The 16,984-nt window shown below is 70.9% G+C and carries 15 protein-coding genes and 1 riboswitch; of the genes, 9 read left to right on the top strand and 6 right to left on the bottom strand.

Annotated features, from left to right (window positions below):
• Nucleotides 1–45 precede the first annotated feature (45 nt).
• Nucleotides 46–1,857 carry a glycerol-3-phosphate dehydrogenase/oxidase gene (locus tag H0524_RS13910; protein WP_180199056.1) on the bottom strand — a complete coding sequence of 604 codons (1,812 nt, stop codon included), beginning with the start codon at nucleotides 1,855–1,857 and terminating at the stop codon, nucleotides 46–48.
• Nucleotides 1,858–1,969: 112 nt separating this feature from the next.
• On the opposite strand from H0524_RS13910, the gene H0524_RS13905 reads away from it, so the two are divergent.
• From H0524_RS13905 to H0524_RS13895, 3 genes are all read left to right on the top strand, one after another.
• On the top strand, nucleotides 1,970–4,399 hold the full coding sequence (locus H0524_RS13905; RefSeq protein WP_180199011.1) for a S8 family serine peptidase: 2,430 nt from the start codon (nucleotides 1,970–1,972) through the stop codon (nucleotides 4,397–4,399).
• 161 nt (nucleotides 4,400–4,560) lie between these two features.
• Nucleotides 4,561–5,490 (top strand): GNAT family N-acetyltransferase, encoded by a 930-nt coding sequence (locus H0524_RS13900; RefSeq protein ID WP_180199010.1) that lies wholly within the window; start codon nucleotides 4,561–4,563, stop codon nucleotides 5,488–5,490.
• Nucleotides 5,491–5,576: 86 nt separating this feature from the next.
• Nucleotides 5,577–5,780: a hypothetical protein gene (locus tag H0524_RS13895; protein ID WP_026322565.1), complete on the top strand. Its 204-nt coding sequence runs from the start codon at nucleotides 5,577–5,579 to the stop codon at nucleotides 5,778–5,780.
• Nucleotides 5,781–5,837: 57 nt separating this feature from the next.
• Here the strand turns inward: H0524_RS13895 and groL are convergent, their stop codons facing one another.
• A complete protein-coding gene (groL, locus tag H0524_RS13890) occupies nucleotides 5,838–7,460 on the bottom strand; it encodes a chaperonin GroEL (protein WP_018221617.1) in 1,623 nt (540 codons plus the stop codon).
• A 617-nt stretch (nucleotides 7,461–8,077) separates the two neighbouring features.
• Entirely contained in the window at nucleotides 8,078–8,281 is a 204-nt protein-coding gene (locus tag H0524_RS13885; RefSeq protein WP_007073263.1) for a cold-shock protein, read from the bottom strand.
• Nucleotides 8,282–8,491: 210 nt separating this feature from the next.
• Between H0524_RS13885 and H0524_RS13880 the strand changes: the two genes are divergently transcribed.
• The 3 genes from H0524_RS13880 to H0524_RS13870 are packed head-to-tail and all read left to right on the top strand — an operon-like array spanning nucleotide 8,492 to nucleotide 10,133.
• On the top strand, nucleotides 8,492–9,028 hold the full coding sequence (locus H0524_RS13880) for a GNAT family N-acetyltransferase (RefSeq protein ID WP_180199009.1): 537 nt from the start codon (nucleotides 8,492–8,494) through the stop codon (nucleotides 9,026–9,028).
• Nucleotides 9,029–9,052: 24 nt separating this feature from the next.
• Nucleotides 9,053–9,259, top strand: a complete 207-nt coding sequence (locus H0524_RS13875; protein WP_180199008.1) for a hypothetical protein — start codon at nucleotides 9,053–9,055, stop codon at nucleotides 9,257–9,259.
• Nucleotides 9,260–9,293: 34 nt separating this feature from the next.
• Entirely contained in the window at nucleotides 9,294–10,133 is an 840-nt protein-coding gene (locus H0524_RS13870) for an SAM-dependent methyltransferase (RefSeq protein WP_309225104.1), read from the top strand.
• A 187-nt stretch (nucleotides 10,134–10,320) separates the two neighbouring features.
• Here H0524_RS13870 and paaN read toward each other — a convergent pair whose 3' ends face one another.
• The 3 genes from paaN to thrC all read right to left on the bottom strand — a co-directional run bounded on the left by paaN (nucleotide 10,321) and on the right by thrC (nucleotide 14,604).
• A complete protein-coding gene (gene paaN, locus H0524_RS13865; RefSeq protein ID WP_180199007.1) occupies nucleotides 10,321–11,994 on the bottom strand; it encodes a phenylacetic acid degradation protein PaaN in 1,674 nt (557 codons plus the stop codon).
• 52 nt (nucleotides 11,995–12,046) lie between these two features.
• On the bottom strand, nucleotides 12,047–13,045 hold the full coding sequence (locus tag H0524_RS13860) for a GNAT family N-acetyltransferase (RefSeq protein WP_180199006.1): 999 nt from the start codon (nucleotides 13,043–13,045) through the stop codon (nucleotides 12,047–12,049).
• Nucleotides 13,046–13,317: 272 nt separating this feature from the next.
• A complete protein-coding gene (gene thrC / locus H0524_RS13855) occupies nucleotides 13,318–14,604 on the bottom strand; it encodes a threonine synthase (protein ID WP_180199005.1) in 1,287 nt (428 codons plus the stop codon).
• A 10-nt stretch (nucleotides 14,605–14,614) separates the two neighbouring features.
• Nucleotides 14,615–14,749: riboswitch (SAM riboswitch) on the bottom strand.
• Nucleotides 14,750–15,162: 413 nt separating this feature from the next.
• Here thrC and H0524_RS13850 point away from each other — a divergent pair.
• From H0524_RS13850 to H0524_RS13840, 3 genes are read left to right on the top strand one after another with little or no spacing between them, the layout of a single operon-like run.
• Nucleotides 15,163–15,765: a helix-turn-helix domain-containing protein gene (locus tag H0524_RS13850; RefSeq protein ID WP_180199054.1), complete on the top strand. Its 603-nt coding sequence runs from the start codon at nucleotides 15,163–15,165 to the stop codon at nucleotides 15,763–15,765.
• The gene (locus H0524_RS13845) at nucleotides 15,762–16,463 is read left to right on the top strand and encodes a hypothetical protein (protein WP_180199004.1); all 702 of its coding nucleotides are present in this window, start codon (nucleotides 15,762–15,764) and stop codon (nucleotides 16,461–16,463) included. Before H0524_RS13850 ends, H0524_RS13845 begins: the two co-directional genes overlap by 4 nt.
• Nucleotides 16,464–16,496: 33 nt before the next feature.
• Nucleotides 16,497–16,883 (top strand): VOC family protein, encoded by a 387-nt coding sequence (locus H0524_RS13840; protein ID WP_018726375.1) that lies wholly within the window; start codon nucleotides 16,497–16,499, stop codon nucleotides 16,881–16,883.
• Nucleotides 16,884–16,984: the final 101 nt, after the last annotated feature.

Genomic DNA, 16,984 nt, shown 5'->3' with positions numbered 1-16,984 from the left:
GTGCCTGCGCAAACCCGGGCAAGGTGCGCGGACCCCGCGCCCTGGCTACGGGGAGGGGGCGGCGCGCTCCACCGGGTCCCCATCCCCCCGGTCGGCGGCGAAGCCACGGACATCGGGTGCACCGAGCCGGGCCGTGTCGGCCGTCGCGTCATCCGGCATCAGCTGCGAGTTGCGCTCCGCCGCCACCCGCGCCCGGTAGTGCGCCACCTCCCGGGCCCGGGTCGCGGCGTCCCAGCCCAGCACCGCGCCCATCAGTTCCGCCGTGTGCTCGGCCGACTCCAGACCACGGTGCGCGGTCTCGATGGAGATCCGGGTCCGCCGGTCCAGCACATCCTCCAGGTGCAGCGCCCCCTCGGCCCGGGTCGCGTAGGTCACCTCGGCGGCCAGGTACTCCGGCGCGCCGGCCAACGGCGAGCCGAGCAACGGATCGGCGTCAATCAGGGCCAACAGCTCCAGGGCGAGGCTGCCGTACCGCTCCAGCAGATGCTCGACCACGCCGACCGGCGCCCCGTGCCGGCGGGCCAGGTCCGCCCGGTCCCGCCACATCGCCGAGTAGCCGTCGGCACCGAGCAACGGCAGGTCGGCCGTACGCGACCGCGGCGCCGCGCCGAGCCGGCGGGCCGCCCGGTTCACCACGTCCGCGGCCATCACCCGGTACGTCGTGTACTTGCCCCCGGCGACCAGCAGCAGCCCGAGCATCGGCTCGATCACCGCGTGTTCCCGGGACAGCTTGGAGGTGGAGTCCGCCTCGCCGGCCAGCAACGGTCGCAGACCCGCGTACACGCCTTCGATGTCGGCGGTGGTCAGCGGCCGGTCCAGGATGGTGTTGACCTGTGCCAGCAGGTACTCGATGTCCCGGGCGGAGGCCGCGGGGTGGGAGCGGTCCAGCCGCCAGTCGGTGTCGGTCGTACCGATGATCCAGTGCCCACCCCAGGGAATGACGAAGAGCACGCTGGTGGCGGTCCGCAGGATCAGCCCGGTCTCGCCGGTGATCGCCGATCGGGGCACCACCAGGTGCACGCCTTTCGAGGCCCGGACCCGAACCCGGGGGCGTAGCCCGACATCGTCGAGCATCCGCGACATGTCGTCGCTCCACACCCCGGTCGCCGCGATCACGGTGCGGGCCCGTACCTCGAACTCGGCGTCCGGGGAGTCGGCCGGCGCCTCCAGGTCCCGAACCCGAACCCCGGTCACCTCGCGGGCCTGCCGGATCAGACCGACGGCGCGGGCGCTGTTAACCACGGTCGCGCCGAGGCTGGCCGCGGTCCGGGCGAGGGTGACCACCAGCCGGGCGTCGTCGACCTGGCCGTCGTAGTAGCGGATCGCGCCGGCCAGCTCCTCCGCCTTGAGGCTCGGGAAGGTCCGGCGGGCCCCCTCCCGGGTCAGGTGCCGGTGCAGCGGCATGCCTCGGCCGCCGCCGAAGACACCGGCGAAGGCGTCGTACGCCGCCACCCCCGCGCCGTAGTAGGAGCGGCGCAGCATCCGGGCCGGCAGGTCCCGGAGCCCGCCGCCGGGCAGCGGGACCAGAAACGGCACCGGGCGGACCAGGTGCGGCGCGAGCCGGGTGGCCAGCAGGCCCCGCTCGGTGAGCGCCTCGTGGACCAGGCCGAACTCGAGCTGTTCGAGGTAGCGCAGGCCACCGTGGATCAGCTTGCTGGACCGGCTGGAGGTGCCGGCCGCGTAGTCGCGCGCCTCGACGAGGGCGACCTTCAGGCCACGGGAGGCGGCGTCCAGAGCGGCGCCAGCGCCGGTGACTCCGCCGCCAATGATCAGGACATCGAAGTGCTCGACCGCCAGGCTGCGCAGGTCGGCGGTGCGCCGTTGCGGAGAGAGCTGGCTGGCCGTCGCTCGGGACACATTCGGGTCTCGCACGCCTCCACGGTAGCCCTCCCCGTCTCGGCCAGGGCAGTAGCGCATTCCGGGACACTCCGTCCCACCGCCGACCGACGGTGGTTCACCGTCGTACGGTGTGCCGGTGCAGCCCGGACCCTGGCCAGCCCACCCCCTCCCGAGCCCGGCCGGCCCACCGCGGGGCAGCCCGGTGCCGGTGGTCGCCGCCGTCTTCCTCGGCCTGTGGATCGTCGGCCTCACCGTGGTCACCCAACTCGGCGGCTGGTTGACCGACCAACTCCTCCTCCTGGTCGGCGTGGACCGGCTGGTCTGGCTCTGGCCGGTGACCACCGTCGCGGTGGTGGTCCTGGCCGGCATCCCCACCCTGCTGCTCGCCCTGCTGCCCCGCTCCCGGGTGGTTCGCACCGTCGGCCAGCTCTGGCTGGTGGGGCTGCTGGTGTTCGGCGCGCTGAGCCTGCCGCGGGTGCTGCCACCGGTGCAGCACGAGGCGTATCTGGCGACGCTCGCCGGCACGGCCGGGCTGGCCGCCCTGGTCATCCACCGGCTGGTCAGTCACCGGATCGCGCCGAGGGGCCCGGAGGGCGAGCCGGGCTGGCACCGACGGCGCGCCCCACGCCCCACCCCGGTGACGCTGCTGGGGCTCACGGGCGGGCTGGCCCTGCTGTTGCCGTGGGTCTGGGTTGGTGCGCTCGGTGGGCTGCTGGAGACGCTGCTCGCCGCGCTCGCCGCCGCGGCCGTCGGTGGGTTGGCAGCCGCGCTCCTGCCCGCCGCGTTCTGGTCCCGCCGCAGCGCCGACACTCCGCACCGACCGGGCCGGCTGGTGCTGGTAGACGGTCTGGTGGCCGGCGTCGTTCTGCTGCTGCTCGGGGCGGGAGTCGGGCAGTCCGGCGCCCAGCTGCCGCTGCTGCTGACGCTGCCGCCGGCCGGGTTCGCGCTGGCGGCGTTGGCCGCCGCCGCCCGGCGGAGCGCGACCGGCGTCGGGCCCGCCACCGCGGGGTTGGTGGGGCTGAGCGTCTTCGGCCCGCTCGCCTGGGCCGACCCGGAGGAGGTCAGCCTGGTGCTGGCCACCGCCCGGGACGTGCCCTTCTGGGTGGCGGTCGCTGCCGGTGCCGGCTGCACCGTCGCGGTCCTGCTCGCCCTCGGGTACGGGGTGGTGCTCGTCCGACGTCCGGGCGCCCGACCCAGTCGGACGGTGGCCGGGGTGGCGGCGGCCACCCTGCTGGTGGCGACCGGGGCGGTGGCCGTCGGGCCAGGGCAGCCCGGGCTGCACGGTGAACGGCTCTTCGTGGTGCTCCGGGAGCAGGCCGACCTGAGCGACGTACCCGCCGCCACCGGGCGGGCCGGTCGTGATCGCCGGGCCGCCGAGGTCTACCGGCGGCTGGTGGAGACCGCCGAGCGGACGCAGGCCGGCCTGCGCCGGGAGCTGCGCCGCTTCCGGCTGGACCACACGCCCTACTACCTGGTCAACGCGATCGAGGTCGACGGCGGGCCGCTGGTGCGGGCCTGGCTGGCAGGCCGTTCCGAGGTGGATCGGGTGCTGGTCAGCCAGCGGGTCCGCCCCCTGCCCGCGCCCGCCCCCATCACCCGGGGAGACGCCGCGCCGCCGCCGGGCGTGGCCTGGAACATCCGGCTGATCGGCGCCGACCGGGTCTGGTCGGAGCTGGGGATCACCGGTACGGGGGTGACCGTGGGCAGCTCCGACTCGGGGGTGGATGGCACCCATCCGGGGCTGGCGGCCGGCTTCCGCGGCGGGGACGACTCGTGGTTCGACCCCTGGAACGCCACCTCGGCCCCGCGGGACCGGGGCGGGCACGGCACCCACACCCTCGGCAGCGCGGTGGGGCGGGACGGGGCCGGGGTCGCCCCCGGCGCCACCTGGACCGGCTGCGTCAATCTGGACCGTAACCTCGGCAACCCCGCGCTCTATCTGGACTGCCTCCAGTTCATGCTGGCGCCCTTCCCTATCGGCGGGGATCCGTTCCGCGACGGTCGCCCACACCGCGCGCCGGAGATCCTCACCAATTCATGGGGCTGCCCCGCGCTGGAGGGCTGTGATTCCGGGGCGCTGCAGCCGGCCGTTGCCGCCCTGTCCGCTGCGGGGATCCTCATGGTGGTCGCCGCCGGCAACACCGGGCCCCGCTGCCGCTCAATCGAGGATTCCCCGGCTTTCCACCCGGATGTCCTGACTGTCGGCGCGGTTGACCAGCGGCGACGGGTGGCCGACTTCTCCTCGCGCGGCCCGGGGCCCGGCGGTGTCGCCAAACCGGACCTGGTCGCCCCGGGCGCCGACGTGCTCAGCGCGCTGCCGGGTGGCGGGTACGGCGCGCTCAGCGGCACGTCGATGGCGACTCCGCAGGTGGCCGGGGTGGCGGCGCTGATGTGGTCGGCGAATCCGGCGTTGATCGGCGATCTACCTCGGACGCGCCAGATCCTGACCGAGACCGCCACCGCGGTCCGGGTCAGTGGCGACCGGTGCGGCGACGAGGCGCATGTCGCAGGCGCCGGCCTGGTGGACGCGTACGCCGCGGTCCGCGCCGCCCGCGGCTGAGCGTCGTACGTAGGCCGGGGCTTCTGACGGCTGGGCCGGCCCGCTCCGGCCGCCCGGTAGGCGAAGGCGGGTCGCGGCGGCAGGCGGGTCGCGTCGGCGGGCGGGCGGGCGGCGGGGAACTTTCTTAACAACAGTGTTCCGGTGGCCTAGGGTCAGCGTCCATGGATCTGTTGGTCACCGAGCTGACGCCGGAGCAGCTGCCGACCGTGATCGAGCTGTGCGGCCGGTCCCTGGATCTGCCGGACGACGCCGCCGAGGCGGGGGCCATCGTGGCGACGCTCTGGCCGCGGGCGGTTACCAGCCGCCCCGTCGTCGCGCTGGGCGCCTACCGGGAGGACCGGCTCATCGGCGTACTGCTCGGCTCGCTCTCCACGCCGGGCAGCCCGGCCGCGCATGTGGACCTGGTCGCGGTGGGGCCGGCGCACCGCCGGCGGGGGGTGGCGCGGGCGCTGGTGTCGCGCGCCGAGCAACAGTTCGCCGGGCTCGGGGCGAGGGAGGTACGGCTGGCGGGCAACCCGCCGTACTATGCCTGGCCCGGTATTGATGTGCGCTACACGCCGGCGATCTGTGCGGCGGAGGCGCTCGGGTACGCCCGGGACAGTACGGCCTGGAACATGACCGCCGACCTCTGCGGCGCCGAGAGCCCGGCGCTACGGACGACGGCACCGGCGGAGCAGCGGCTGGCCGGTCTGGGGGTGACGGTACGGCGGGCGGAGCCGGCGGATCTGCCGGCGCTGACGGCGTTCGTGTCGGGGACCTTCGACGGCACCTGGGCCGCGGAGGTGGCCGAGTCGATCGGCCGGGACCGGGCCGGCTGCCACCTCGCCGAACGCGACGGCGACCTTCTCGGCTTCGCCGCCTGGGGTTCATCCCGGCCGGGTTGGTTCGGCCCGATGGGCACCGCGCCGGCCGCGGCCGGGTCCGGGATCGGTGGGGTGCTGCTGCGTCGCTGCCTCGCCGATCAACGGGCCGCGGGGATCATCCAGGCGCAGATCGGCTGGGTGGGGCCGGTTCGGTTCTACTCGGGCAGCGCAGGTGCCTGGATCGAGCGGGTCTTCTTCGGGTACCGGCGGAGCCTCGGGGAGCAATAACCGACGAATGGGATAGATCATCCGATAGCGTCATTCGCCCCCATTAGCCGGCAACGGCCCCTACCGTTTCGGTGGAGGAGGCCCACATGACGACGGACGACGAACAGCCCGGGCCGCCGTTGCCCTATGACCGCCTCGACGTCGGCGATGCCGAGCAGCAGGCGGAGATGGACGGCGCCGATGAGCCGCCCGCCGACGAACCGGTGCCGGTCGTGGACGAGCCGGTCCCGGCACCCCAGCCGTACGACCAGACGCAGAAGCGGCGCAACCAACGGCCGTTGCCAACGTAGCCGCGCAAAGGGGCGGGCCGCTGAGCGGCCCGCCCCTCCGGTCTCGCGAAACTGGACTCAGAAGTCCATTTCCCCGCCGCCCGGGCCAGCCGGGGCAGCCGGGGTCTTCTCCGGCTTGTCCGCCACAACGGCCTCGGTGGTGAGGAAGAGCGCCGCGATCGACGACGCGTTCTGCAGCGCCGAACGGGTCACCTTGGCCGGGTCGATGATGCCCGCGGCCATCAGGTCCACGTAGCCACCGGTCGCGGCGTTCAGGCCGTGGCCGGCCTCGATGCCACGGACGTGCTCGACGACGACGCCACCCTCAAGGCCGGCGTTGACGGCGATCTGCCGCAGCGGGCCGTCCAGCGCGATCTTGACGATCTGGGCGCCGGTCGCCTCGTCACCGGTCAGGTCGAGCTTGTCGAAGGCGGTCTTGCCGGCCTGCACCAGCGCGACGCCACCACCCGGGACGATGCCCTCCTCGACGGCAGCCTTCGCGTTGCGAACGGCGTCCTCGATGCGGTGCTTGCGCTCCTTCAGCTCGACCTCGGTGGCCGCGCCAACCTTGATCACCGCAACGCCGCCGGCCAGCTTGGCCAGCCGCTCCTGCAGCTTCTCCCGGTCGTAGTCGGAGTCGCTCTTGTCGATCTCGGCCCGGATCTGGTTGACCCGGCCCTGGATCTGCTCGGCGTCGCCGGCACCGTCGACGATCGTGGTCTCGTCCTTGGTCACCACGACCTTGCGGGCACGACCCACCATGTCGAGGCTGACGGCGTCCAGCTTGAGGCCGACCTCCTCGCTGATGACCTGGCCACCGGTGAGGATGGCGATGTCACCGAGCATGGCCTTGCGGCGGTCACCGAAGCCCGGGGCCTTGACGGCGACGGACTTGAAGGTGCCCCGGACCTTGTTGACGACCAGGGTCGCCAGGGCCTCGCCCTCGATGTCCTCGGCGATGATCAGCAGCGGCTTGCCCGACTGCATGACCTTCTCCAGGATCGGGAGCAGGTCCTTGACCGAGGAGATCTTGCTGTTGACGATCAGGATGTAGGGGTCGTCAAAGACGGCCTCCATCCGCTCCGGGTCGGTCATGAAGTACGCGGAGATGTAGCCCTTGTCGAAGCGCATACCCTCGGTGAGCTCGAGCTCCAGGCCGAAGGTGTTGCTCTCCTCGACGGTGATGACGCCTTCCTTGCCGACCTTGTCCATCGCCTCGGCGATGATCTCGCCGACGCTGGGGTCACCAGCGGAGATGGAGGCGGTGGAGGCGATCTGCTCCTTGGTCTCGACGTCCTTGGCGAGCTTCAGCAGCTCCTCCGAGACGCTGGCGACCGCGGTCTCGATGCCCCGCTTCAGGGCCATCGGGTTGGCGCCGGCGGCCACGTTACGCAGGCCCTCACGGACCATGGCCTGGGCCAGGACGGTCGCCGTCGTCGTGCCGTCACCGGCGACGTCGTCGGTCTTCTTCGCGACCTCCTTGACCAGCTCAGCGCCGATCTTCTCGTACGGGTCCTCGAGCTCGATCTCCTTGGCGATGCTCACACCATCGTTGGTGATGGTGGGAGCGCCCCACTTCTTCTCGAGCACGACGTTACGGCCCTTGGGGCCGAGGGTCACCTTCACAGCGTCAGCGAGCTGGTTCATGCCCCGCTCGAGGCCGCGGCGAGCTTCCTCGTCGAACGCGATCATCTTGGCCATACGGCGTTGTCCTCCTGGACACTCGCGGGCCACCCGAGAGAGTGTCCCGGATGGGCCGCCTGGTTACGCACCTTCAGACGTCGCCACCTGGCGACGGCGACGTCCGTCGGCCGGGCCGGATAGCCCGCGACGACCGGCCAACTGCCGCACCCGCGTCCTGCGACGCCGCTGCAACCGTGGCCCTCCCGCCCCGACCATTGGCACTCACGGTATGCGAGTGCCAATGACCTGTTTAGCACTCCCCCTTGCCGAGTGCAAGCACGATCGCCCAGGGCAGTCGACTTCCACCGGCCGCCGAACGACCCTCACCAGCCCCTCGTACACCGACCATGCGGCAGCAACGGCAACGAGCCCCACCTGCTTCCTCAGGTAGGGCTCGTTCTTCCTCAGGTAGGGCTCGGAAGGTGACAGTGCGGCGAGAGCCGGGCACGAACGAACAGCAGCCGGGGCCCAACGGGCGGCAGGCGGGCAGGCACAGCGGGCCGGCGGGCGGCACGCACGGCGGAGCAACGTCACCCAGCCACACGCGGGCCGCGCCAGCCCGAGCCGATCGGCTGGGCGGCGACAATATGAGGGACGACCGTTACGCCGGTCGCCCCCGAGGCAGCGCCGGCCGCTCAGGCGACGACGCGCACCCGTTCGGCCTGCGGGCCCTTCTGACCCTGGGCGATCTCGAACTCCACCCGCTGGCCATCGTCCAGCGCCTTGTAGCCGTCCATCTCGATAGCAGAGAAATGAACGAAGACGTCCTGCCCCCCGTCAACGGCGATGAAGCCGTAGCCCTTTTCGGCGTTGAACCACTTCACGGTGCCCTGTGCCACGGTGCACTTCCTAACTCTGCGCGACTCCACTCACCCCGGCCGAGCCGGCACGCCGGCCGGCGGGTGGCACCGGTTCGACGATCGGCGACGGCCGCTGAACCGGTGACCGAAATCGCACGCTACACGAGGCGTGACGACGGCGCACGACCACAAATCGGACATGCGGCGAGCGAGTTCCATCGTCGAGCATCGTTATGATAGATAACCGACATGACGAGCGATCCCGCCCCGGGGCCGGCATCGACCCGGCGGGCGCGGGTCCGTCGGGTCCGGCCAGCCGACGCCGCCCGAATGCGGGCGCTGCGGCTGGAGATGCTCGCCGACGCACCGCTGGCCTTCCTGGAGACGCTTGCCGACGCGGCGGCCCGCCCCCACGCCGACTACGCGGCGCGCATCGCGTACACCGCGACGGGCAGCACCAACGCGCAGTTCGTCGCGGACCCGAGCGGCCGGCTGGTCGGACATGCCGGGGGCACGGCGACTCCGGACGAACCGGGGCTCACCGTCATCTTCGCCGTTTACATCACCCCGTCCTGGCGGCGCAGCGGACTGCTCCCCGACCTGATCGACGCGGTGGCCGACTGGTCCCGCGCCTGCGGTCGTCCGGAGCTGATGCTGGAGGTCGTGGTCGGCAACGAGCGGGCCTACCGGGCGTACCGCCGGTTGGGGTTCGTCGACACCGGCCGCCGCCTTCCGCACCCGACGATCCCGACCCTCACCGAGCTGCAGATGCGCCGCCCGGCCTGAACGACGCGGTACGACACCGAACGCGTGCGGTATGACCCCGAACGGGTCCGGTACGACCCCGAACGGGTCCGGTACGACCCCGAACGGGTCCGGTACGACCCCGAACGGGTCCGGGCCACCGACCCGAACACCGATCGGCGGGCCCGGCCAGGGGGTGCACCCGGTGCCGCCCGGACCGCAGCCGCACTGGTCTCCGGGAATGTCGCTGGCGTCGATGTCCGGCTAGGCTGAACGCCGCCCGCTCCACGAGCGTCCTTAGTAGGAGGTGACCGTGCCCAGCAGTAACCCGGCTACGGAAGATCAACAGCAGCCCCATTCATCCGCGATAGACAACGGTGTGCCACATTCCGCCCGGATCTACGACTACTGGCTCGGGGGTAAGGACAACTTCGCCGCTGACCGGGCCGTCGCCGAGGCCCTGATATCGGCGATCCCGACCGTGCGGTCCATGGCCGCCGAGAACCGTCGATTTGTCCACCGGGTGGCCCGCTACCTGGTCGGACAGGCCGGCGTGCGGCAGTTCCTGGACGTCGGCACCGGCATCCCCACCAGTCCGAATCTGCACGAGGTAGCCCAGGAGATCGCTCCGGATACCCGGGTGGTCTATGTCGACAATGACCCCATCGTCCTGGCCCACGCCCGAGCCCTGATGATCAGCACTGAGCAGGGGCGCAGCGAGTACATCCACGCCGACCTGCGTGAGCCGGAGTTGATTGTCAACCACCGGAAACTACGCGAGGTACTTGACCTCAACCGGCCAGTCGCCCTGACGGTTATCGCGATCCTGATGCTGCTCGAGGACGCCGAGGACCCGTGGCGCAAGATCCGCGTACTGATGGACGCCCTGCCGTCCGGTAGCTACGTGGCGATCACCCACCCGACCGGCGACTTCAACCCGGAAGCCGTCAAGACGGCCATGGACGCTGTCGTTGACAGCGGCATGACCCTCGTGCCCCGCAGCCGCGACGAGGTGGCCCGATTCTTCGCGGGTTGGGAGCTGGTGGAGCCGGGAATCGTCCCGGTGGCGGCCTGGCATCCCGACGACGGCCCGCCCACCGACCCGCACGCCGCCTACTACTGGGCCGGCATCGCTCGCAAGCCCTAGCTCCTTCGCCGCTGAGGTCGCGTCGGAGCGCCGGGCTGCCGGGCTGCCGGGCTGCCGGGCTGCCGGGCTGCCGGGCGGACAACGCCGCGAAGGAGTCGTCCGCCCGGAAGTGCCCGCTGGTGCAGATCCGGGCCGTCCGGCCGGAGCCGGGCCTGCGCGCCCCGCAGCCCCGAGGGGTGGGTCTTACTCAGACGTGGCGACGGCTCTGCACAATGCGGAACCGGTTGGCGACGTAGGCACCGTCGGTGAGAGCCGCGTTGGCCGCCGGGTTCGCGCCGCTGCCATGGAAGTCGGAGAAGGCCGCCGACTGGTTCACGAAGACGCTTCCGGTCAGGTTCGCCGACAGGTGCACCCCGACCTCGACCGCCGCCGCCTCGGCCGCGTCCAGCACCGCGTCCTCAGTCGAGTAGACCGCCGCGGTCAACGCGCCCTGCTCACCCACCGTGGTGCGCAGGAGCTCCAGGCTGTGCTCGGTCGAGTCGGTCCCGATCACGAACGAGATCGGGCCGAACCACTCCCGGGTGTAGGTGGCGGTGTCGTCGGCGTGCAGTCGGACGATGGTCGGCGTCCGGACCACCGCACCGGGGAAGGCCGGGTGGGTGACGGTACGGGACTCCAGCACCGACTCACCGACCTTGGTCACCTCGTCCAGCCGCTCCAACACCCCGTCGTTGACGATCGCGCCGGTCAACTCCACGCTGCGCGCCGGATCGGCGGTGAGCTTGCCTACCGCCGCCGCGATACCGGCCGCCACCTCGGCGAAGCTCTTGTGCCCCTGGTCGGTCTCGATGCCGTCCCGGGGAATCAGGATGTTCTGCGAGGTGGTGCACATCTGGCCGCTGTAGAGGGTCAGCGTGAAGCCCAGGTTGCGGCACATCCCGCCGAAGTCGTCGGTGGAGTCGATGACCACCGCGTTCAAGCCGGCCTTCTCGGTGTAGACCTGCGCCTGCCGGGCGTTGGCCTCCAGCCAGTCGCCGTACTCGGAGGAGCCGGTGAAGTCGACGATCCGTACCGCCGGATGCTGGGCCAGCGTGGAGGCGAGCTTCTCGCCCGGTGCCTCGGGGGCGAGCTGCACCAGGTTCGGGTCGAAACCGGCCTCGGCGAGCACCTGGCGGGCGTACCGCACCGTGATCGCGAGCGGCAGCACCGCGCGCGGGTGCGGCTTGACGATCACCGGGTTGCCGGTGACCAGCGAGGCGAAGAGCCCCGGGTACGAGTTCCAGGTCGGGAAGGTGTTGCAGCCGATCACCAGCGCGACGCCCCGCGGCACCACGTGGAAGGTCTTGGTCATCCGCAGCGGGTCGCCCTTGCCCGCCGCCTTCTCCCAGCCGGCCGTGCCCGGGTGCCGGGTCATCTCCGCGTACGCGTAGGCGAGCGCCTCCAACGCCCGGTCCAGCGCGTGCGCACCGCCCGCCTGGAAGGCCATCACGAACGCCTGCCCGCTGGTGAACTGCACCGCGTTGGCCAGCTCGAAGACGTTGCGGTGCAGCCGATCCAGGATCTCCAGACAGACGCCCACCCGGGCCTGGGGCCCGGCGTCCCGCCACGACGGCAGCGCCGTGGTGGCGGCGGCGGTGAGGTGGTCGGCGCTCGCGTGCGGGTAGCCGACTCCCAGGTCGACGCCGAAGGGGCTGACCTCGGTCTGGACCGTGCTCCCGGCGCCGGCCTGGTCCAGGGGAAAGTCACGACCGAGGTACGCCTCGAAGGCCGCCTTGCCGTCGTCGGCGGCGGTCTCGCCGTACACCCGCGGGCTGGGCGACTCCGGGTAGGCGGACCAGTACCCGCGCTGCGAGATGGCGGTCAGCGCCCGGTCGAGGGTCTCGGCGTGCCTGTCGTACAGGGGGTGCGGGGTCTCCGTCATGCCCGACATCATGCAACAGATGTCAGCACGATCAGTAGGGCCGCGTCACAGATCAGATCGTCAACTGCCAGTTGGTCCAGTGGTCCGCGACCCGGAACCCGAGCTGCTCGTTGATGGCGATCATGTGGTCGTTGGCGGCGGCGTTGAAGGTGTTGATAACCCGCACCGCCGGTTCGTGGGACCGCAGGTACCGCAGGTTCTCGAGCTTGACGAGCAGGCCGAGGCGGTGCCCCCGGTGCTCCGGGTCCACGATCGTGATCTGCTGGAGCGCGTGCCAGTCGACGGTGGCCGCCACGTCGAGCATGGTCCACCCGACGAGCCGGCCGGAAGCCCGGTGCCGTACTCCGGTGTGGTAGCGACGTTTGCCGCGCGCGTCCAGGGCGACGTCGGTGGCCCGGACCCGCTCGACGTCGTACCGCTCCGGCTCCCACGCCAGGTCCCCCATCGGCGCGTCGGCGATGAGGCGCCCCTCGAGGTAGGCGACATCGGCCTGGTACTCCGCCGGGGTGTGACCCCGCCAGAACACCAGCTGGTAGTCGGTGGCCCGGTCCTGGGCCTCAGCCAGCAGGCGGGCCAGCGCCGCGGGGTCGAGCTGGTCGAGGTCCAGCCGGCGGCGGACGTCGGCCAGCACGGAGTCCGCCCCGAGCGTCCGGGCGAAGGCGGCACCGGCCGCCACCGTGTCCAGGGTCATCGCGGTCAGCCGCTTGCGCCGGTGTTCCCGGGCCACCTCGACCGCGCGGTCGAAGAGTGCCCGCCCGACGCCCCGGCGCCGAGCGGCCGGATGCACCGTCAGGTCGACGAAGACGTTCTCGGTGTTGTCCAGCTGCGGCAACTCCAGGGTGACCAGGCCGGCGGCCGTACCGTCGAGGTGGGCCAGCAGGTGCACCGGCGCGTCGCCCGGCATCGGATGCCGCACGGACCCGATGAACCGCTGCGGGCAGAAGAGCGGAAAGTCAGGCAGATCAACGGCGGATGCGGCCGCCTCGATCTGGACCGCCGCGGCGATCGCCCGGTCGTCGGCGGGGCCGAAGGGGGTGATGGTGATGCCCATGCCCGCAGCCTCCACCACGAGGCGTTAGCCGGTCCAGCCATTTATCGACGGATCGGATCTTCGCAACCAGGCAGGAATCCAGGGCTGCCGCAGCAGAAATTTGGGGTGGTCGGGAGGGACTCCCACACAGCGCCGCTGGCGCTGGGTCGAAAGAACAAGTCTCCGGCGAGAGCCCTCCCGCATTAGCTATTTTTCGCCATGAAAAACCGGACGTCAAGCCCGCACGGGCAGGTTTCACGCAGTCCGGGCCTCATCAATCAGTAGATGACGTATCAACCCATCAGTCCGGCGTCCCGGGCCGCCCGCAGCGACGCCTTGATCCGGTGGCTCGGGCCCGCCTGATCCGCCACCGCGTCCAGGGTCTTGAGCCCCTCACCGGTATTGAAAATCACCGTCTCGGCGGTCGGGTCGAGCCGGCCGGACTCGACGAGCTTTCGCAGCACCGCCACGGTCACCCCGCCGGCGGTCTCGGCGAAGACCCCGGCGGTACGGGCGAGCAGTCGGATCCCGGCCCGGATCTCGTCGTCGTCGGCCGCCGCCATCCAACCGCCGGTACGGCGGACCGACTCCAGGGCGTACGGGCCGGCCGCCGGGTCACCGATGTTCAACGACTTGGCGATGCCGGTCGGCTTGACCGGGTTGATGGTGTCACTGTCGGCGTGCAGTGCGGCGGCAATCGGGCTACAGCCCGCCGACTGCGCCCCGAACACCCGCCAACCGCCGGCCGGCGCCTCGACCAGGCCAATCTCGACCAGCTCGGCGAACGCCTTGTCGACCTTCGTCAGCAGCTCACCGGAGGCCATCGGAATCACCACCTGGGCGGGGATCCGCCAGCCGAGCTGCTCGGCCACCTCGTAGCCGAGCGTCTTCGAGCCCTCGGCGTAGTAGGGCCGCACGTTGACGTTGACGAAGGCGGTGTCCTCGAACTCGTCGGTCTCCACCAGTTCGCCGCAGAGCCGGTTCACGTCGTCGTACGACCCGTCGATCGCGACCAGGTCCCCGCCGTACACGGCGGTGGTGAGCACCTTGCCCTGCTCCAGGTCACTGGGGATGAACACCACCGACGGGGCGCCGGCGCGGGCGGCGTGCGCGGCGACCGAGTTGGCCAGGTTCCCGGTGGAGGCGCAGGCGAACCGGGTGAAGCCCAACGACCGGGCGGCGGTCAGCGCCACCGACACCACCCGGTCCTTGAACGAGTGGGTCGGGTTGGCGCTGTCGTCCTTGACCCAGAGCGGCGCGGTGAGGCCCACCTCGGCGGCCAGCCGCGGGGCCGCGACCAGCGGAGTGAAGCCCGGGTCGAGGGTGACCCGGGTGGACGGGTCCTGACCGACCGGCAGCAGCGGCGCGTACCTCCAGATGTTGCGCGGGCCGGCCTCGATCTGCTCGCGGGTGATGGCGGCCAGCGCGGCGGGGTCGTGGTCGACCTCCAGCGGGCCGAAGCACTCGTAACAGGCGTGCTGGGCGATGAGCGGGTACCGGGCCGAACAGGCGCGGCAGACCAGGGCGCGGGCCGGGCTGGCGGCGGGGTCGATCCCGAACGGGGCGAGGGTGGACGTCATCTCGAGATTCCTCTCATCTGCCCCCGCGTCGCACTCTGCGGCGGGGCCGGAATTGGCACCTGCCCCGCCAGTCACTCTGGGTGATCAGGTGGGGTGGTTGCCGGGGCGTCTTCGGGCCGTGTCCCTCAGCCCCTCTGGATGAGGCATTCAGTTGTGCGGCCGAGTGTAAGCCGGCGACGACGGCCGATGACCACTCGGTCCCACCCTGTGGCGAAATGTGATTCACCCCGCAGTAGCGGCGAGCCACCGCTCGACCCGGCCCGCCACGACGACGGCCACCGCACTACTCACCGTGACGGCCGGGACGGTCGTGAACGCTGGCATCGCCCGGGACCGTTCTCGGGCGGTGGCCGGGTCGTTTCCTGACGTTCCCGGTGGGTTGCTTCCTGACGTTCCCGGTGGGTTGGCGGTGGCCGGGCACCAGCGACCAGTTCGCTCCGCACACTGTCGAGCTGCCCCACCTGTGCGCCTGCTATCCCCGGTTTCACCACTCGGGCAGGCACGCGACTGCGAGTGCCAGTGATTGACAATCTAATTTTTCCAATGGACGATCGATCGATGACCGGCGGCATCAACTACCTGGACGAGCCGGACCGCGTCGCCGCCGCGCTACCACCACTACGCCGGCAGCTACTCGGAAGACTGCGGGTACCGGCCTCAGCGACACAACTCGCGGCAAGCCTGCGCATCCCCCGCCAACGGGTGAACTACCACCTGCGCGCGCTTGAGGCGATCGGCCTCGTCGAGCTGGTCGAGGAACGACAGCGACGCGGCTGCACGGAGCGGATCATGCGCGCCAAGCCGGGCGTGCTCGTGGTCAACCCGACCCTGATGGGTGTGGACGAGAACGTGCCCGAGCCTGACGGTGCGCTCGCCGACCAACACTCGGCCGAACACCTGGTCGGAGTTGCGGCCGCCGCGGTGCGCGACGTCGCCCGCATGCAGGTCCGGGCGACGGAGTCCGGCAAACGCCTGCTCACGTTCACAATCGAGACACACGTCCGGTTCGCCGACCCCGCCGCGGCACACCAGTTCACCGAGGAAGTCACCACGCTCATCACACAGATGGCGACCACATACGACACTGAGGGCGGCCGTCCGTACCGAGTGGTTGCTGCCGGATACCCGGCACCGGCAACGGAGGCACCAACGATTCAATGAATACCCCAAAGATCGAAATTACGGTTTACACCACCCTCGACGCTGCTTGGCAAGCATTGCGGGACACCGAGACCCTCCGCCGATGGCACGGCTGGGATACCGACGAGATCGCCGAGGAAATTCAATCTATCTACTTCACCGACGTCACCGTAGATGACCAGAGACGCGTGCTCGTCGCCAACGGCGGCGACCGCTTCGAGGTGCACCCGCAGCCCGACGGAGTGCGCGTCACACTCACCCGTGCGCCACTGTCGGGAGACCCGGAATGGGACGCCTACTACGACGACATCACCGAGGGGTGGATCTCGTTCCTCCAACAGCTGCGCTTCGTACTCAGCCACCACACCAGCGGCACTCGACGTACTCTCTTCTTCTCCAACCAGCACATCCACTCCAGCACTGTCGTTGACCGGCTAGGCCTGACCGGCGTGGCGGCAACACCAGCCGGCAGCCCCTACACCGCCACCGTCGTTGGCGGCAGGACAACGGGCACCGTCTGGTTTCGGTCGACCCATCAACTCGGACTGACCATCGACGCCTGGGGACCAGGGCTGCTGGTGCTCGCGGGAAACGCACCATCGCAGACCGATCCAGCGGGATCCGCGACGGCCATTCTCAACACCTACAACCTCGACGACACCGCGTTCGGTCAGGTCTCCGAGCAATGGTCAGCGTGGTGGGCCAGGCACACGCGCTGACGTGCGTACCACAACAGCCAGAGGAATGAACACATGACGAGCCAAGACAAGGTAGGCACAATCGCGGGCTTCGACCTCACCGTGCAGAACGCGGACGGCGTCCGTGACTTCTACGCGGATGTGGTCGGCTGGAAGCCGGAGCCGCTGAGTATGGGCGCCTACGACGACTACATGATGCTTGCGCAGGATGGCAACCCGGTCGCTGGCATCTGCCACGCCAAAAGCAGCAACGCTGACCTGCCGCCGCAGTGGATCACCTACATCGCGGTCAGCGACCTTTCCGCGAGCCTGGCCCGGGTGACTGAGAAAGGTGGCGAGGTCGTACGGCAGCCCAATGGCACCGGCCCGGGCGGGTTCGCACTGATCAAGGACCCTGCGGGCGCGGTCGTTGCGCTGATGCAGAACCCACACACCAGCTGAGCCGCTGGTCGCACGCCGAACGACCTGGTTGCCAGCCGACTTTAACGGCGACAACTGGCTCGACCGTGTCGTCTGGAAGACCTGGGTGTCCGCGCTGAGCG

Origin of the sequence: Salinispora sp. H7-4 (assembly GCF_013416675.1) — a bacterium.
Lineage (GTDB): Bacteria > Actinomycetota > Actinomycetes > Mycobacteriales > Micromonosporaceae > Micromonospora > Micromonospora vitiensis.
Note: the sequence above shows the minus strand (reverse complement) of the source record. Positions and strands in the feature narration are given on the sequence as shown.